This window comes from Pectobacterium colocasium (genome assembly GCF_020181655.1).
In the GTDB taxonomy this organism is placed as follows: domain Bacteria; phylum Pseudomonadota; class Gammaproteobacteria; order Enterobacterales; family Enterobacteriaceae; genus Pectobacterium; species Pectobacterium colocasium.
This window is the reverse complement of record NZ_CP084032.1, coordinates 1306060-1323804: the sequence shown is the minus strand read 5'-3', so window position 1 is coordinate 1323804 and position 17745 is coordinate 1306060. Positions and strand designations below refer to the sequence as shown.

Genomic DNA, 17745 nt, shown 5'->3' with positions numbered 1-17745 from the left:
CTTTAAAATTTCACATCATCATTATTGCTTTAATTGATCTCTTCTTTTGCCGATTATCTAATCGGCATTTTTTTGCGCGCGATATAACCTCGGGAAACGCGCTCTCCCTCCCTCTCGAACGGCGTATCAGGATTCTTTCCATTCAGGGCATGAGTTATGGTAAAAATAGGCCCTTGTTACGTTGACCGGATAGTCTCGTCAGGATGAGTACAACACTGAATTCCAACCCGTTATGCATTAATCAGCCTCTGCCAGGCAAAAAGGCACAGGCAGCGACGCGCATCGTTTTCTTTGTTGCGGGTTTCGCCATGGCCTCCTGGGCGCCGCTGGTTCCTTTTGTCAAAACGCGGCTGGCTATCAGTGATGCCTCTCTGGGGATGTTGCTACTTTCTCTCGGTATTGGGTCGTTGCTGGCTATGCCACTCACCGGTTTTCTCACCAGCAAGTTAGGGTGCCGCAGCGTGATTTTGCTGGGAAGCGCGCTGCTTTGTCTGGTATTGCCCGCATTGACGCAGGCAGGCACATTACCCCTGATGGCGATAACGCTGCTCTTTTTCGGTGCCTCTATGGGCATGATCGATGTCGCAATGAATATTCAGGCCGTCATCGTAGAACGTGCCAGCGGGCGGGCGATGATGTCCGGTTTTCATGGCTTCTTTAGTGTGGGGGGGATTGTCGGCGCAGGTGGCGTCAGCGCCCTGCTGTGGCTTGGCCTGTCCCCGCTGATGGCAATCCTGACGATGGTTGCGTTGATCCTGATCTTTATGGCAACGGCGCACAAGCACCTGCTGCGCACCACGAATCAGGATGACGGTGGCCCGCTGTTTGTCATTCCGCGCGGCTGGGTCATGTTTATTGGTTCACTGTGCTTCATCATGTTCCTGGCCGAAGGTTCCATACTGGATTGGAGCGCCCTCTTCTTAACGGTTGAACGCAACCTGACCGGCGCGCAGGCGGGCATGGGCTATGCCGCGTTTTCCGTCGCCATGACGCTGGGCAGGCTGAACGGCGATCGCATCGTTAATGCGCTCGGGCGCTACGCGATTCTTACCGGCGGCAGCCTCTGTGCCGCACTTGGTCTGGTGTTAACGATCAGCATTGATAATGCGATCACCGCGATTCTTGGCTTCGTCATGGTCGGTATCGGCGCATCAAATGTGGTGCCGATTCTTTTCAGTGCGGCGGGAAATCAAAAGATCATGCCGCCCAATCTGGCCATCGCGTCGATCACCACCGTGGGCTATGCCGGTATTCTGATCGGCCCGACCATTCTCGGCTTTATTGCACAGTTCAGCAATTTGGCTACCGCATTCGGGTTTGTCGCACTGCTGTTGCTGGCCGTTAGCGCCAGTGCGCGTGCCGTCATCCGCTAATCAGGAGCGTTAATTGATGCCAGCCATAATCCTGCGTTATTTTTCTCTCCTTACGGTGCTATCGCTCCTTATTACCGGAACGTTCGGCTATAGCTACATCAACGATTTGCTGGCGGGCAAAAAACATTCGCTGACGACCATTGCGCAGGGCATACAAAAACGCGTCGATACCTACCGTTTTTTCACCTATCAAATATACGGCAGTCTGAACAGCGAACCCGCCGCTAACGACCCCAGCATTACCGCCATTAATTTAATGCCGAATGTGTTCTACGTAGAAAAAAACGGTCAGAAAACGGACGCACTGATTTTCGGGCAGCACGATAAAGGAACGCTGACGTCGGTTCGTCGGATATCCCGTTATCTTGATATTCTCTGGGGAGCGGAGAACAGTGTCTATTCCATGTATTACCTGAACGGTATCGACAACAGCCTGACAATGATTTCCACGCAGACGCTGAAAGATATCTCTTCGCAGTTCCGGGGCAATTATATTACGGTCATCGCCGAGGCGCGCCGGACGGAAATGCTGCAACAGGCGAATGTGTTAGACGAGCGTGAAAGTTTTTCCCCGCTGCGTAAATTACGCTTCTATAACGACTACTATTTTACGCTGCGCACCACATTCAATCAGCCGGGGCATCTGGCAACCATTCTGGCCTTCGATCTGCCGATTAACGATTTAATTCCGGACACCATCCCGCGTGAGCACCTTATGCTGAAGCCGGATACGCCAGCAGCCAGCACGATGGACAGCAGCAATAATAGCGAAGGCTCGGCCGATGTGCAGCTTCACGGATCCAATATTGAAATCTCCGCTACGCTCGTTAATGCGCCGCTGAAAATCGTTTTTCAGGTGCCCGTAAAAGCCCTGATTATTGATTCATTGCGTAATAACGTCTGGCTTTTGCTGCTGAATCTGGTTCTGCTGAGTTTGTCCCTCGCGGGCTTTTATCTTTTCCGCCGGAAGTATGCGCACCCCGTAGAGGATGTATCCCATCAGTTGGAAAAGAAACTGGATATTTACCGTGAAACCACGAGCAGAATCCCGATGGGCGTGCTGGTTTATGACTTCAACAGCAATAAAATCATCATACAAAATGAGCGTGCCGAGCAGTTGCTTCCACACCTTAGTCTGCAAAAAATCACTAATATGGCAGACGAGCACCAGGGCGTCATTCAGGTCACGATCAATAATGAAATGTATGAAATCCGCCAAATTCGTAGCCAATATTCGCCGGACTATTGCCTCTTCCTGCTGCGTGAACAGGATAAAGAGATTCTGGTGCAGCGGAAACTGCTGCTCGCCCAGCGTGAATATGAAAAGAATATTCACGCCAGAAAACGCTTATTTCAAAACCTGCTCAGCGAATTCAAACAGCCGCTGATTTCACTACAACAGCATATTCATGCGCTGCGCCACAGCGATACGGGAACCGTACAGACACCCACACTGGAGCAACTCACGGCGGATACCCGTTGCGCTATTGAGCTACTGGAAAATATCGCCCTGCACGAAAAGCTGGAAGCGCAGGAATGGAGCGTGGTCAACGACAGCTTTTCGCTGCTGGCGCTGATGGACAATGTGCTTCTTGAGCTACTACCGCGATTGAATCAAAAAGGCCTGGCCCTATTCCATCATTACAACCTGGAGAATAATCAAACTTACGTGGGTGATGCCGGGTTGCTGAAAAAGACGCTGGCGCTGCTGCTGAATTATTCGGTGACCAATACGGATTACGGCAAAATTACGGTATCGGTTGACAGAAAAAATAATGAATCGGACACCCTAATTATTCAGGTCAGCGATACGGGCACCCATGTTTCAGGCAAAGAGCAGGAAAATATCCGCCACCCTTTCCTGCACCCTGCCACTTCCGATCGTTTCGGACAAAATTCAGGATTGACCTTATTTTTGTGTAATCAACTCTGTAATAAACTGGGCGGTGCGTTAACCATCAACAGTAAGTCCGGGCTAGGTACACACTATATTCTGACGCTAAAACTGGAGCCGGAACCGCTTTCCGTTGAGGAAGAAAAACTGCTGGATGGTATTACCATTCTGCTGGATGTGACGTCTGATGAAGTACAGCATATTGTCGGCAATATGCTGACGGGTTGGGGAGCGAATTATCTGGTCAGCGATGAACGCCAGATTAATCAGGAAGTCGATATCTGTATTACGGATGACCCGGATAATAAGGCAGATTATACGCTGCTATTGAGTCACGACGATGACACCTTAACGCCTTTGGGCCCGCGCCGTTTGCGGGTGAATTATAATATCAGCCACCTCCTGCTGGAGGCGTTGCTTAAGCTGATTGAGCTACAACTGGAACATTCCCCCGATGCGCTACAGGAAGGGGAACAGGACGATGTCGACTTTTACGCCGCGCAATTGGCATCAAGCGACTATTATTCGCTGTTCGTGGAGACAGTACCGGATGATTTAAAGAGGCTGTATACTGAAGCGGAAGCAGGCGATTTCCCGTCACTTTCGCAGACGGCACACCGGCTGAAAGGCGTGTTTGCCATGCTGAATCTGCATCCTGGCAAACAGTTGTGTGAACAGCTTGAACAGCATATTACCGCGCATGATAGTGAAGAGATCGAGGCTAACCTTCATGAAATTGAGAGGTTTGTCAGTGCATTACTATCCCCAATAGAACCTAAAGGGCAGCAAGGTAGCCAACAAGATGAGTAACCAAAACGATGAGTAACTTAAACGTAATTATTGCCGACGACCATCCTATTGTCCTTTTTGGCATCAAAAAATCGCTTGAGCAGATTGAATGGGTCAATGTGGTTGGCGAATTTGAAGACTCAACAGCGCTGATCAACAACCTGCCTAAGCTGGACGCTAACGTTTTAATTACCGATTTATCCATGCCTGGCGATAAATACGGCGATGGCATCACCCTCATTAAATACATTAAGCGCCATTTTCCTCATCTCTCTATTATTGTTCTCACCATGAATAATAATCCGGCGATTCTGAGCGCGGTACTGGATTTGGATATCGAAGGCATCGTGCTGAAACAGGGTGCGCCAACCGATTTACCCAAAGCGCTGGCTGCCCTGCAAAAAGGGAAGAAATTTACGCCGGACAGCGTATCCAAAGTACTGGAGAAAATCAGCGCCAGCGGCTACGGTGACAAACGCCTGTCTCCGAAAGAAAGTGAAGTGCTACGTCTGTTTGCAGAAGGTTTTCTGGTCACCGAAATCGCCAAAAAACTCAACCGCAGCATCAAAACAATCAGTAGCCAGAAGAAGTCAGCGATGACCAAGCTGGGCGTCGACAACGATATTGCCCTGCTGAACTACCTGTCTTCCGTTAATGGCGGCGCAACGCAGGTCGACTAAACCTTTACCTTTCCTCGCCTGCACCGGCAACCGCTGGTGCAGGTTACTCCCCGGATGTTCTCGCCTGACGCACCACGTTACTGTAATACGCCAGCGCCTGCTGCAAGGTATCCAGCGTAACCGGTTTTGACAAACAGTTATCCATCCCCGCACCCAGGCAACGTTCCCTTTCTTCCGCCAACGCATTCGCTGTCACGCCGATAACCGGGAAGCGTAATCCCTGCTCGCGCATACGCTGTGTAAACAGATAACCATCCATATTCGGCATGTTGACATCCGTCAGCACGATATCGATATGATTTTTACTCAATACGCCCAGCGCGTCGATCCCATCATTCGCCGTCATCGCCTGATACCCCAGAGAACCAAGCTGATCCGCCAGCAGCCTGCGGTTGATGGGATGATCGTCAACCACCAGAATCATAATATCGCCATTCTCTGCGCGCTCGTAGTGAGTCAGCGGCGGTGAAATCTCGGCGTACGCGCGATCCTCGTTTTCTGAACGATAGATTTTCTCCAGCAAATCGGGCAGATGTTGCGGCGTGGACGTTCCTTGCACCCAATGCCCTGCACTCACTTCCTGCGCGGATCCGGTATGGGAACCGCTCATCACGATATGCGCCCGAACGGTGATATTCTCTTCTGATATGTAATCGCTAATCATCACATCATCAGGCGACACGGTTTGGTTCTGATAACGCGCAACCTGCAACCCCTGATCTTGCAACAGCGTGAGCAGATAAGCCTCCAGCCGAGCATTGCGTATCTTCAACCAGCACATTTTCCCTTGCAGACTGGCGTTGATTGCTGCGGGAGCATAACGCGCTTTATACAGCGGAATTCTGACGCCAAACAGGCTGCCGAGCCCAGGTTCAGATTCAATGGTAATGTCTCCATCCATCAGATTGACCAGCTTTTCACAAATCGCCAGCCCTAACCCTGTGCCCTGAAAATGGCGCTGCACGCCGCTCCCCGCCTGGAAGAACGGGTCAAACAGCTTCACCGCCTCACGAGGTTGAATCCCTACCCCGGTATCACGCACCACAAATTCCAGATAGCCATCGCGGCAGCCGACTTCAAAAATGATGCAGCCCGTGTCGGTAAATTTGATGGCGTTGCTCAGCAGGTTAGACAACACCTGCTGCAAACGCACGGGATCGCCAAACAGGCTGACTGGCACATTGGGATCGATAAAGCAGTACAGCGTCAGGCGCTTTTTAACCACCAGTGGAAGATAGTTGCTGGTGATGTGGCTGATGACCTCATGCGGCGCAAACTCACACGGTTCGATCTTCAACTGTTCCGATTCAATCTTGGAAAAATCGAGGATATCGCTGATGATTTTCAGCAGCAGCGAGGAAGAGTTATTCATCGCCGCCACCAGACGGTTGGCGTCCTGCGGCAGCGATTTGGTTTGCAGTAAATCGAGGTTACCGATAATCCCGTACAGCGGCGTACGCAATTCATGGCTGACGGTAGCCAGAAACATCGATTTCGACTGGCTGGCCTGCTCGGCAGCATTCGCCATTTCCTGTAGCGACTCTTCCATTTTGACGCGCGCGCTGACGTCCAGCAGCACACAAATCGCCACGTTTTCATTACGATAGCGCGAATGAACAAAGCTGATTTGCAGGTGATGATTGCGGCTGGTCATGACATCCACAAACTTGGACTGCTGCTCGCAAATGATGCGGGTAATACGCAACCTGTCTTCGTGGGTCAGCAGGTTGAGATAGTTGTGCGCCAGCTCGTTACTGAGGATGTTCGTGCCGTCATTGATACGCAGGATACAAATCCCTACCGGTGCCGAGGCCACAATCTTACGGTTGAATTGCTCGTTCTCTTCCAGTTGGAACGCATTCACTTCTGCCGGCAACAGCATTTTCCGCTCAAACACCAGCGCCAGCACAAACAGCAAGATAGCCGATAACATATTCAGCACCAGCATGTTGATCATTAAGGCGCTGATATGGGAGAGCAGCACTTTCAACGGCAGTGAATACACGATGCTGAACGACGTCGGCGGCAGCGACTTCTTCAAAATGAGCTCGTCATAACCATTCACATAGCCAAAATAGTTATGATCGGAGGGATAACCGTCTACCGACGAAGCGTAACGCCCCTTATCATCGGAAAACTGCAAAACGACCTGATTGTATTGATCCAACAGCCTGGCACCGATCGGAAATTTACCTATGGTGACAAAGTCATCCAGACGAATCGTCTGTTCAATCCCCATGATGACTTCCAGCTTGTTATCCACATAAATCGGCGTCAGCGCATATAAATAGCCGACATCGGGGATAGACGCAGGAGTAATCCAATAGAGCGTTTCATCACGTCCGGTTTGGGTGCGGTTCTTCTTCTGATCCTGAAACCGATCCTGCACGTTTTTAAGTAAGTTATCACGGTCGAGCGACTGGTTACGGATGCCAAAATCAACCATACAGCGCCGATCGCCGCCGACAAAAAAGACCCGGTTAAGATCGTAGACGGCAGAGAAGTTATCCTGCCAGCCGTTAAAGAAATGACTTAATGAAAGCAGCGCTGCATTCCCGCCATATTGCGTGGAACAGGTTGCGCCGGGCGCGAGCGAATAAACGGAGACACCGGGGCCCCCTTCCATTGGCGGCTCTGCTTTTTCTCTCGCCAGCACCAGCCGATTTGCCGCCAGATACTGGAGTTCGCGCACAATATCCGACGCGTGTCGGATATAGCCCTGCGACTGATCAAAGCTGAGGTTGTACTCCTGCCGCAACTCTGACTCTTTTTCATTCAATACTTTAGTGACATAAAAAACGGATATCAGCGCGCCTAGCACCCACAGCATGACCGCCAGAACCCGAAATAAATAGCGGGAAACTTTTAATGTGGTATGGAATGAGGCGAGATATTTCAAGTGGATACCGTTGAATAATGGAAGAACCCGTTGGCTGATACACTACCGAGTGTCGATAAAAAAAGCCAGCGCATCGCGCTGGCTTACTCGACTCATTCCGGCTAAGGAAAAGGCTTATTCGTCATCTTCTGCGATATCATCATCGCCATCAATGTCATCAATCGCGTCGTCGTCTTCGGCAACTTCGCCTTCAACTTTTACCACACCATCCAGCTCTTCATCTTCTACCGGTTCGGCCACGCGTTGCAGGCCGACAACATGTTCGTCTTCCGCCGTACGAATCAGCGTCACACCTTGCGTGTTACGGCCAACGATACTGACTTCAGATACGCGGGTACGCACCAGCGTTCCGGCATCGGTGATCATCATGATCTGGTCTGCGGCATCGACCTGAACCGCACCAACCACTTTACCGTTACGTTCGCTGACCTTGATAGAGATAACCCCTTTCGTCGCACGCGACTTGGTCGGGTACTCACTCACGGCACTACGCTTACCAAAGCCATTTTGCGTCACGGTCAGGATATCGCCTTCGCCACGAGGAATGATCAGTGAAACAACGCGATCTTCGCCTTGCAGGTTGATACCACGGACACCCGTTGCCGTACGGCCCATGGAGCGCACCGCCTGCTCGGAGAAGCGAACCACTTTGCCTTCCGCAGAGAACAGCATCACTTCATCACTGCCATCGGTCAGGTCGACACCAATCAGCTCGTCACCCTCGTTCAGGTTAACCGCGATGATCCCCGCACTGCGCGGACGGCTGAATTCGGTTAGCGCCGTTTTCTTCACGGTACCGCTGGCGGTGGCCATGAAAATATGGCGACCTTCTTCGTATTCACGCACCGGCAGAATCGCGGTGATACGTTCATCCGCTTCAAGCGGCAGCAGGTTGACGATCGGGCGACCACGCGCGCCACGGCTGGCTTCCGGCAGTTGGTATACCTTCATCCAGTACAAACGACCCCGGCTGGAGAAGCACAGAATCGTGTCGTGGGTGTTCGCCACCAGCAGACGATCGATAAAGTCTTCTTCTTTTATACGTGCGGCAGACTTGCCTTTGCCGCCACGGCGCTGTGCTTCGTAATCGCTCAGCGGCTGATACTTCACGTAACCCTGATGGGACAAGGTGACGACAACATCTTCCTGATTGATCAGATCTTCGATGTTAATATCAGCGGTATTCGCGGTGATCTCGGTACGACGCTCATCGCTGTACTGCGTTTTGATCGCTTCCAGCTCTTCGCGGATCACTTCCATCAGGCGCTCAGGGCTGTTGAGGATATAAAGCAGCTCGGCGATTTCCGCCAGCAACGCTTTATATTCATCCAGCAGCTTTTCGTGCTCCATACCGGTCAGTTTCTGCAAACGCAGATCCAGGATCGCCTGCGCCTGCTGTTCCGTCAGGTAGTAACGCCCGTCACGGATACCGAACTCCGGCTCCAGCCACTCTGGACGCGCGGCATCATCACCCGCACGTTCCAGCATAGCCGCCACGCTACCCAGTTCCCATGCTTGTGCGATCAGCGAGGCTTTCGCTTCAGCCGGTGATGGCGCGCGGCGAATCAGTTCGATAATCGGATCGATGTTCGCCAGCGCAATCGCCAGACCTTCCAAAATATGGGCGCGATCGCGGGCTTTACGCAGTTCAAAAATGGTACGGCGCGTCACCACTTCGCGGCGGTGGCGCACAAACGCAACCAGAATATCCTTCAGCGGCATGATCTTTGGCTGCCCCTGATGCAGAGCAACCATGTTGATACCGAATGACGTCTGAAGCTGCGTCTGGGAATACAGATTATTCAGAACCACTTCACCCACGGCGTCACGCTTAATCTCGATGACGATACGCATACCGTCTTTATCGGATTCGTCACGCAGTGCGCTAATGCCTTCAATACGCTTGTCTTTAACCAGCTCGGCAATTTTCTCGATCAGGCGCGCTTTGTTCACCTGATAAGGAATTTCATGCACGATGATGGTTTCACGTCCGGTTTTCGCGTCCGCTTCTACTTCCGCGCGCGCACGGATGTAAATTTTACCGCGCCCGGTGCGATAGGCTTCTTCAATACCGCGTCGACCATTGATGATCGCCGCCGTCGGGAAATCCGGGCCTTTGATGTGTTCCATCAACCCTTCAAGGCTGATGTTTTCATCGTCGATATACGCCAGACAGCCGTTCACGACTTCTGTAAGGTTATGCGGAGGAATGTTCGTGGCCATCCCGACGGCGATACCGGAAGAACCGTTAACCAGCAGGTTGGGAATACGCGTTGGCATGACGTCAGGAATCTGCTCGGTGCCGTCATAGTTCGGCACAAAATCGACCGTCTCTTTTTCCAGATCGGCCAGCAGTTCATGGGCAATTTTCGCCATGCGAATTTCGGTATAACGCATCGCCGCCGCGGAGTCGCCGTCAATCGAACCGAAGTTACCCTGACCATCAACCAGCATGTAACGCAGTGAGAAAGGCTGCGCCATACGCACGATGGTTTCATAAACGGCAGAGTCGCCGTGCGGGTGGTATTTACCGATGACATCCCCGACGACACGGGCGGATTTTTTATACGGTTTGTTCCAGTCGTTGCCCAGTACGCTCATCGCATACAGTACGCGGCGGTGTACCGGTTTAAGTCCATCACGAACATCTGGTAATGCACGCCCGACAATAACGGACATCGCATAATCCAGATACGAGCTTTTCAGCTCTTCTTCAATGTTGACCGGTGTGATTTCTCTGGCAAGGTCGCTCATGGAGCCGCTATCCCTCTATTTAGGCATCTACCCGTGTTCAGAAAAGTGAACCGTTCAGGTAAGGTGAACTGTTCAAAAGGTGAAGGATTATATCACAAAGCCCCGTTTCGGGGGAAACTCCCTTCCACCTTGAACGGACGGTTTTCCTGCTGGACAGGTATTTTGCAGAGATAACGTATTTTGCAGAGAAAAGTCTCCGGCAAAGAAAAGTATGCCGCAGTGAAAAACGACAGCGCTGCACGTTGCGACACGAAGGGAGTATACTCGCGGCAGTAAAAGATGACGAAAGGCAGCGATGACAGATGAATGTAGAAAATCAAACTCCGAACGTTGACCATCAGGAGATTGCCAAATTTGAGGCTATCGCTTCACGTTGGTGGGATTTAGAAGGTGAATTCAAACCGTTACACCGCATTAATCCGCTACGTCTGGGCTATATTTCGCAGCGTGCGGAAGGTCTGTTCGGCAAGAAAGTGCTGGACGTCGGCTGCGGCGGCGGCATTTTAGCCGAGAGCATGGCGCGTGAAGGCGCAGACGTCACCGGGCTTGATATGGGCGCAGAACCGCTACAAGTCGCACGTTTGCATGCACTGGAAAGCGGTGTCGCCCTGAATTACGTACAGGAAACGGTAGAAGCCCATGCACAGGCGCATCCGGGCCTCTACGATGTTGTCACCTGTATGGAAATGCTGGAGCACGTTCCCGACCCGCAATCCGTGGTGCAGGCCTGCGCCAAGTTGGTCAAACCCGGCGGACATGTCTTCTTCTCCACCATCAACCGCAATGCGAAAGCGTGGATGATGGCCGTTATCGGCGCTGAGTACGTGCTAAAAATGGTACCGCGCGGCACCCATGACATTAAGAAATTCATCCGCCCGGCTGAGCTGATGCACTGGGTTGACAGTACGCCGCTGCGTGAAAAACACATCACCGGGCTACACTACAACCCGTTGACAGACCGCTTTAAGCTGGGTCCAAACGTAGACGTGAACTACATGCTGCACACGCGCCACGACAAATAGATCGGATTCAGAATATTCTTAAATGCTGCGCGGTTTTTTGCCGCGCGCCTTTATCCTTCTGGTGCCAAAACCAGCAAAGCCTTCAGGTTTTCTTTTTCTTATCAAAACCGAGAATGATATTGACATCGCCACAGGCCTTATCAGGCGAGGTTTTTAACAAAATATCTTTTCTTAAACCTCCAAATTAACGAAAAATCAACTCTTGTTCTTCAAAGAATCCACACTACAATACTCACCATGTAGTAGCCTTTTATCAAAAAATATCTATATCTAGTATTTATCCACAGAGTTAGTCACAGGGTGGTTTCTGTGAATAAACAGGGGATATTTTTTATTTTCACCAACAGGTAAATCCCAACATGAACCAGAGCTTGCTCGTTACCAAACGCGATGGCAGTAAAGAAAAAATCAATTTGGATAAAATCCACCGCGTCATTACCTGGGCCGCAGAGGGTTTACACAATGTCTCCGTCTCTCAGGTCGAACTTCGCTCCCACATTCAGTTTTACGATGGCATCAAGACCGCCGATATCCACGAGACCATCATTAAGGCCGCCGCCGATCTGATCTCGCGCGAAAGCCCGGATTATCAATATCTGGCCGCGCGTCTGGCTATCTTTCATCTGCGCAAGAAAGCCTACGGTCAGTTTGAGCCGCCAGCACTGCTGACTCACGTCACCAAGATGGTGGAACTGGGCAAGTACGACAAACACCTGCTGGAAGACTATAGCCCAGAAGAATTCGCCCAGATGGACGCTTTCATCGATCACTGGCGTGACATGAATTTCTCCTACGCGGCGGTTAAACAGCTGGAAGGGAAATATCTGGTACAAAACCGCGTCACCGGTGATATCTACGAAAGCGCCCAGTTCCTGTACATTCTGGTCGCGGCATGCCTGTTCTCCGGTTACCCACGTGAAACGCGTCTGGATTACATCAAACGTTTTTACGACGCGATTTCCACCTTCAAGATTTCCCTGCCGACGCCAATCATGGCGGGCGTGCGTACGCCAACGCGTCAGTTCAGTTCCTGCGTGCTGATCGAATGCGGCGATAGTCTGGATTCCATCAATGCGACATCCAGTGCAATCGTGAAATACGTTTCCCAGCGTGCCGGTATCGGCATCAACGCGGGCCGTATCCGTGCGCTCGGCAGCCCAATTCGCGGCGGTGAAGCCTTCCACACCGGCTGTATTCCTTTCTACAAACACTTCCAGACTGCGGTGAAATCCTGCTCTCAGGGCGGTGTACGCGGCGGTGCAGCTACACTGTTCTACCCATTGTGGCATCTGGAAGTGGAAAGTCTGCTGGTGCTGAAAAACAACCGTGGTGTAGAAGGTAACCGCGTTCGTCACCTCGACTATGGCGTGCAGTTGAACAAACTGATGTATCAGCGTCTGGTAAAAGGAGAAGACATCACGCTGTTCAGCCCGTCTGACGTACCGGGGTTATACGACGCGTTCTTCGCCGATCAGGATGAGTTCGAGCGTCTGTATGTGCAATATGAGCAGGATGACAGCATCCGCAAACAGCGCATCAAAGCCGTTGAGCTGTTCTCTCTGATGATGCAGGAACGTGCTTCCACCGGCCGTATCTATATTCAGAACGTTGACCACTGCAATACGCACAGCCCGTTCGATCCGCAGATTGCGCCGGTTCGCCAGTCCAACCTGTGTCTGGAAATCGCACTGCCGACCAAGCCGTTGGACGACGTGAATGATGAAAACGGTGAAATCGCGCTGTGTACGCTGTCTGCTTTCAACCTCGGTGCTATCAACAGCTTAGAGGATCTGGAAGAGCTGGCGACGCTGGCTGTACGCGCGCTGGATGCCCTGCTGGACTATCAGGATTACCCAATCACGGCCGCAGAGCGTGGCGCGATGGGCCGCCGCACGCTCGGTATTGGCGTCATCAACTTCGCTTACTATCTGGCGAAAAACGGCGTGCGTTACTCTGACGGCAGCGCCAACAACCTGACACACAGAACGTTTGAAGCGATTCAATACTACCTGCTGAAAGCCTCTAACGTGCTGGCGCGCGAGCAAGGTGCCTGCCCGTGGTTCAATGAAACCACCTATTCGCAGGGTATCCTGCCTATCGATACCTATAAGCGCGATCTGGATGCGATTTGCAACGAACCGCTGCATCTCGACTGGGAAGCGCTGCGTAACGACATCAAAGAATACGGGCTGCGTAACTCCACGCTGTCTGCACTGATGCCGTCTGAGACGTCGTCTCAGATCTCCAACGCGACCAACGGCATTGAACCACCGCGCGGCCACATCAGCGTTAAAGCATCCAAAGACGGTATCCTGCGCCAGGTGGTGCCGGAATACGAAACACTGAAAGATGCTTACGAGCTGCTGTGGGAAATGCCAGGCAACGATGGTTACCTGCAACTGGTGGGGTTGATGCAGAAATTTGTCGATCAGGCTATTTCTTCTAACACCAACTACGATCCGTCGCGTTTCCCATCAGGCAAAGTGCCGATGAAACAGTTGCTGAAAGATCTGGTCACGGCTTACAAATTCGGCGTGAAAACGCTGTATTACCAAAACACCCGTGACGGCGCAGAAGACGTACAGGACGACCTGCTGGCAGAGCCACAGGACGACGGCTGCGAAGGCGGCGCATGTAAGATTTAAGCCAATATACCCTAAATAATTCGAGTTTCAGGAAGGCGGCAAGCGAGGGAATCCCGATGAGCTTACTCAGGTAAGTGATTCGGGTGACTGAACGCAGCCAACGCACATGCAACTTGAAGTATGACGGGTATGATAATGAAAGGCTGCAATGCAGCCTTTCATCCTTTTATAGCGGGCGTCCCTGCCCACCCCCTACGGGGCTGCCGCAATCGGCATTAAAAAATGCTCCCGGCATTTTTTGGAGAGACTCATGGCCTATACCACTTTTTCACAGAATAAAAATGACCAGTTGCTAGAACCGATGTTCTTCGGCCAGTCCGTTAACGTTGCCCGTTTCGACCAGCAAAAATATGAAATTTTCGAAAAGCTGATCGAAAAGCAACTGTCCTTCTTCTGGCGCCCGGAAGAAGTCGACGTGTCGCGCGATCGTATCGACTATCAGGCACTGCCCGATCATGAAAAGCATATCTTTATCAGCAATCTTAAATACCAGACGCTGCTGGATTCGATTCAGGGTCGTAGCCCAAACGTGGCGCTGCTGCCGCTGATTTCGATCCCTGAGCTGGAAACCTGGGTAGAAACCTGGGCTTTCTCAGAAACCATTCACTCACGCTCTTACACGCACATCATCCGTAATATCGTGAACGATCCGTCTCTGGTGTTTGACGATATCGTCACGAATGACGAGATCCTGAAGCGCGCCAAAGATATCTCCGGCTACTATGACTCGCTGATCGAAATGACCAGCTACTATCATCTGCTGGGCGAAGGCACACATCAGGTTAACGGCAAGACCGTGACAGTGAACCTGCACACGCTCAAAAAGCAGTTGTATCTGTGCCTGATGAGTGTGAACGCGCTGGAAGCCATTCGCTTCTACGTCAGCTTCGCGTGTTCATTTGCTTTTGCAGAACGCGAGCTCATGGAAGGCAACGCCAAAATCATCAAGCTGATCGCGCGTGATGAAGCGCTGCACCTGACCGGCACGCAGCACATGTTGAACCTGATGCGCTCTGGCCATGACGATCCTGAAATGGCGCAGATTGCCGAAGAGTGTCAGCAAGAGTGTTATGACCTGTTTGTGCTCGCCGCGCAGCAGGAAAAAGAGTGGGCGGAATACCTGTTCCGCGACGGTTCGATGATTGGTCTGAACAAGGATATCCTGTGCCAGTACGTGGAGTACATCACCAACATTCGCATGCAGGCGGTTGGGCTGCCGCTGCCGTTCCAGACGCGCACTAACCCTATTCCGTGGATCAATGCCTGGCTGGTATCCGATAACGTGCAGGTCGCGCCTCAGGAAGTGGAAGTCAGCTCCTATCTGGTCGGCCAGATCGATTCAGAAATCAGCGACGATGACCTGAGCGATTTCCAACTGTAAGCGATGAGCAATCCAACGATCACACTGCGCACATCCGGTGCGCAGTTTTCCTGCTCAGACGACGGCCCTTCCCTGCTGGATGTGCTGGAGTCCAACCGCGTCAGCATTGAATATCAGTGCCGCTCCGGCTATTGCGGTTCCTGCCGACTGCGTCTGGTAAAAGGCAGAGTCGCGTATCGCCAAACCCCACTGGCCTGCATCCAACAGGATGAAATTCTCCCCTGCTGCTGCATGCCGCAAGGCGACATCGAACTCGATATTTAATCCCGTTCCGTCCTCCCACATCGACTACTCCGTCTATCGCTCTCGCTGGCGGGCGCATTTCCTGCCCGCTTTCCTACGCAAGTGAGTTACACTACCCGCTGACATCGTCTTTTGACCGATATAAAACAACCTGGAGGTTTTAAAACATGCTCACCGTCATTCCTATTTTGATCTTTGTTGCACTCATCATTGTCTGGTCAGGCATCAAAATCGTACCCCAGGGATATCAATGGACTGTGGAACGGTTTGGTCGTTATACCAAAACGCTGATGCCGGGCCTTAATCTGGTCGTGCCATTTATGGATCGTGTCGGCCGCAAAATTAATATGATGGAACAGGTGCTGGATATTCCCTCACAGGAAATCATTTCGAAAGATAACGCCAACGTCACCATCGACGCGGTGTGTTTTATCCAGGTTATCGATCCGGCTCGCGCCGCTTATGAAGTTAGCAATCTGGAACAGGCTATCGTCAATCTGACAATGACCAACATTCGTACCGTACTGGGTTCGATGGAGCTGGACGAAATGCTGTCTCAGCGTGACAGCATCAATACCCGCCTGCTGCATATCGTGGACGAAGCGACCAACCCGTGGGGCATTAAGATTACCCGTATTGAGATCCGCGACGTTCGTCCGCCAACAGAGCTGATTGCCGCGATGAACGCGCAGATGAAAGCGGAACGTAACAAGCGTGCCGATATTCTGGAAGCCGAAGGGGTGCGTCAGGCCGCAATCCTGAAAGCCGAAGGGGAAAAACAGTCGCAGATCCTGAAAGCAGAAGGCCTGCGTCAGTCCGCGTTCCTGGAAGCAGAGGCGCGTGAACGTGCGGCGGAAGCGGAAGCACAGGCAACCAAGATGGTGTCAGAGGCCATCGCGGCGGGCGACATTCAGGCAGTCAACTACTTCATCGCCCAGAAATATACCGATGCACTGCAACAGATTGGTTCTTCCAATAACAGCAAAGTCATCATGATGCCGTTGGAAGCCAGCAATTTAATGGGTGCTATCGGCGGAATTGCAGAACTGGTTAAAGACAGTAAAGAAAGCCGAGGTAAATAATGGGCATTGAACTGGTGATGGAAAATGCGCACTGGTTCTGGCTGTCACTCGGCGGCCTGCTTTTAGCCGCCGAAATGCTAGGCGCCAGTGGCTATTTACTGTGGAGCGGCTTATCGGCGGTATTGGTTGGGCTGCTCACGTGGGTCATGCCGCTGGGCTGGCCATGGCAGGGAACAATTTTTGCCATCCTGACGATCGTCACGGCGCTGCTCTGGTGGTATTGGCTACGTAAACGGACGCTGTCACGCCCACAGTCAACGCTCAACCAACGCGGGCAGCAGTTGATTGGCCTGCGCGCGACCCTGACCGACCCGGTGACTAACTGTTTCGGCCGGGTAAACATCGGTGACAGCAGTTGGCGTGTGAAAGCAGAGCAGGATCTGCCCGCGGGCACGCCTGTCGAAGTGATTGCCATTGATGGCATCACGCTGCATGTGCGCCCAACAGAGCGCTAACCGCACACACTGTAGGGGAGCCCGTCTCCCCTTTATGACGGCTTACTTTTTGGCAATTTACGCTTCCGACGACTTACTCTTCTGACAACAGCCCGCCAGATTATTGATTATCGGACAGTCCGCCCCACCGTCACCCGGACACTGCTCGGCCAGCGCCAGCAACTGTTCACGCATCGTTTTTAGCTCTTCGATATGCATTTCGATTTCGTGCACTTTCTGCAAGGTACGCGCTTTGACATCCGCACTTCGCCGCAGCGGATCGTTAAACAGCGTCACCAGTTCCCGGCATTCATCCAGATTAAACCCAACCTGACGAGCCTGGCGCAGCAGCGTGAGCTCTTCAACGTGATGATCGTCGTAGCTACGGTAACCATTTTCAGAACGCAGCGGCGTAGTCAGAAGTTCTTTTTCTTCATAGAAGCGAATGGTTTTACTGCTAAGACCGGTTTTTTTCGCGACATCACTGATATTCATGATTTCCCCCTTGACCCTCCCCTTGCTAGAAGGTTTACCTTACCCAATAACTAG

The 17745-nt window shown here is 52.0% G+C and carries 12 protein-coding genes; 9 read left to right on the top strand and 3 right to left on the bottom strand.

Annotation, left to right across the window (positions count from 1 at the left end):
• Positions 1-203: 203 nt before the first annotated feature.
• From LCF41_RS05815 to rcsB, 3 genes are read left to right on the top strand one after another with little or no spacing between them, the layout of a single operon-like run.
• Complete coding sequence (locus LCF41_RS05815) at positions 204-1373, top strand: MFS transporter (RefSeq protein WP_225087262.1); 1170 nt, start codon at positions 204-206, stop codon at positions 1371-1373.
• Positions 1374-1389: 16 nt separating this feature from the next.
• On the top strand, positions 1390-4077 hold the full coding sequence (gene rcsD, locus LCF41_RS05810) for a phosphotransferase RcsD (protein ID WP_225087261.1): 2688 nt from the start codon (positions 1390-1392) through the stop codon (positions 4075-4077).
• An 8-nt stretch (positions 4078-4085) separates the two neighbouring features.
• Positions 4086-4736, top strand: a complete 651-nt coding sequence (gene rcsB, locus LCF41_RS05805) for a response regulator transcription factor RcsB (protein ID WP_015839395.1) — start codon at positions 4086-4088, stop codon at positions 4734-4736.
• A gap of 43 nt (positions 4737-4779) precedes the next feature.
• Here rcsB and rcsC read toward each other — a convergent pair whose 3' ends face one another.
• On the bottom strand, positions 4780-7635 hold the full coding sequence (gene rcsC / locus LCF41_RS05800) for a two-component system sensor histidine kinase RcsC (RefSeq protein WP_225087260.1): 2856 nt from the start codon (positions 7633-7635) through the stop codon (positions 4780-4782).
• Between the two features lie 114 nt (positions 7636-7749).
• Positions 7750-10389 carry a DNA topoisomerase (ATP-hydrolyzing) subunit A gene (gene gyrA, locus LCF41_RS05795; RefSeq protein WP_225087259.1) on the bottom strand — a complete coding sequence of 880 codons (2640 nt, stop codon included), beginning with the start codon at positions 10387-10389 and terminating at the stop codon, positions 7750-7752.
• A gap of 302 nt (positions 10390-10691) precedes the next feature.
• Between gyrA and ubiG the strand changes: the two genes are divergently transcribed.
• The 6 genes from ubiG to LCF41_RS05765 all read left to right on the top strand — a co-directional run bounded on the left by ubiG (position 10692) and on the right by LCF41_RS05765 (position 17217).
• Complete coding sequence (gene ubiG, locus LCF41_RS05790; protein WP_225087258.1) at positions 10692-11411, top strand: bifunctional 2-polyprenyl-6-hydroxyphenol methylase/3-demethylubiquinol 3-O-methyltransferase UbiG; 720 nt, start codon at positions 10692-10694, stop codon at positions 11409-11411.
• Between the two features lie 359 nt (positions 11412-11770).
• A complete protein-coding gene (gene nrdA / locus LCF41_RS05785; RefSeq protein WP_225087257.1) occupies positions 11771-14056 on the top strand; it encodes a class 1a ribonucleoside-diphosphate reductase subunit alpha in 2286 nt (761 codons plus the stop codon).
• A 250-nt stretch (positions 14057-14306) separates the two neighbouring features.
• The gene (nrdB, locus tag LCF41_RS05780) at positions 14307-15437 is read left to right on the top strand and encodes a class Ia ribonucleoside-diphosphate reductase subunit beta (RefSeq protein WP_039353027.1); all 1131 of its coding nucleotides are present in this window, start codon (positions 14307-14309) and stop codon (positions 15435-15437) included.
• A gap of 3 nt (positions 15438-15440) precedes the next feature.
• Positions 15441-15701: a class I ribonucleotide reductase maintenance protein YfaE gene (gene yfaE, locus LCF41_RS05775; protein ID WP_010284079.1), complete on the top strand. Its 261-nt coding sequence runs from the start codon at positions 15441-15443 to the stop codon at positions 15699-15701.
• Between the two features lie 146 nt (positions 15702-15847).
• Positions 15848-16762, top strand: a complete 915-nt coding sequence (locus LCF41_RS05770; RefSeq protein WP_015839389.1) for an SPFH domain-containing protein — start codon at positions 15848-15850, stop codon at positions 16760-16762.
• A complete protein-coding gene (locus LCF41_RS05765) occupies positions 16762-17217 on the top strand; it encodes an NfeD family protein (protein WP_225087256.1) in 456 nt (151 codons plus the stop codon). The genes LCF41_RS05770 and LCF41_RS05765 overlap by 1 nt, the downstream gene beginning before the upstream one ends.
• 57 nt (positions 17218-17274) lie before the next feature.
• On the opposite strand, the gene cueR is transcribed toward LCF41_RS05765, so the two are convergent.
• Entirely contained in the window at positions 17275-17691 is a 417-nt protein-coding gene (gene cueR, locus LCF41_RS05760) for a Cu(I)-responsive transcriptional regulator (RefSeq protein ID WP_225087255.1), read from the bottom strand.
• Positions 17692-17745 lie beyond the last annotated feature (54 nt).

Coding starts and splice junctions, on each gene's coding strand:
- LCF41_RS05770 (WP_015839389.1), top strand. CDS start 15,848: ATGCTCACCGTCATTCCTATTTTGATCTTTGTTGCACTCATCATTGTC.
- nrdA (WP_225087257.1), top strand. CDS start 11,771: ATGAACCAGAGCTTGCTCGTTACCAAACGCGATGGCAGTAAAGAAAAA.
- yfaE (WP_010284079.1), top strand. CDS start 15,441: ATGAGCAATCCAACGATCACACTGCGCACATCCGGTGCGCAGTTTTCC.
- LCF41_RS05765 (WP_225087256.1), top strand. CDS start 16,762: ATGGGCATTGAACTGGTGATGGAAAATGCGCACTGGTTCTGGCTGTCA.
- gyrA (WP_225087259.1), bottom strand. CDS start 10,389: ATGAGCGACCTTGCCAGAGAAATCACACCGGTCAACATTGAAGAAGAG.
- nrdB (WP_039353027.1), top strand. CDS start 14,307: ATGGCCTATACCACTTTTTCACAGAATAAAAATGACCAGTTGCTAGAA.
- cueR (WP_225087255.1), bottom strand. CDS start 17,691: ATGAATATCAGTGATGTCGCGAAAAAAACCGGTCTTAGCAGTAAAACC.
- rcsB (WP_015839395.1), top strand. CDS start 4,086: ATGAGTAACTTAAACGTAATTATTGCCGACGACCATCCTATTGTCCTT.
- LCF41_RS05815 (WP_225087262.1), top strand. CDS start 204: ATGAGTACAACACTGAATTCCAACCCGTTATGCATTAATCAGCCTCTG.
- ubiG (WP_225087258.1), top strand. CDS start 10,692: ATGAATGTAGAAAATCAAACTCCGAACGTTGACCATCAGGAGATTGCC.
- rcsD (WP_225087261.1), top strand. CDS start 1,390: ATGCCAGCCATAATCCTGCGTTATTTTTCTCTCCTTACGGTGCTATCG.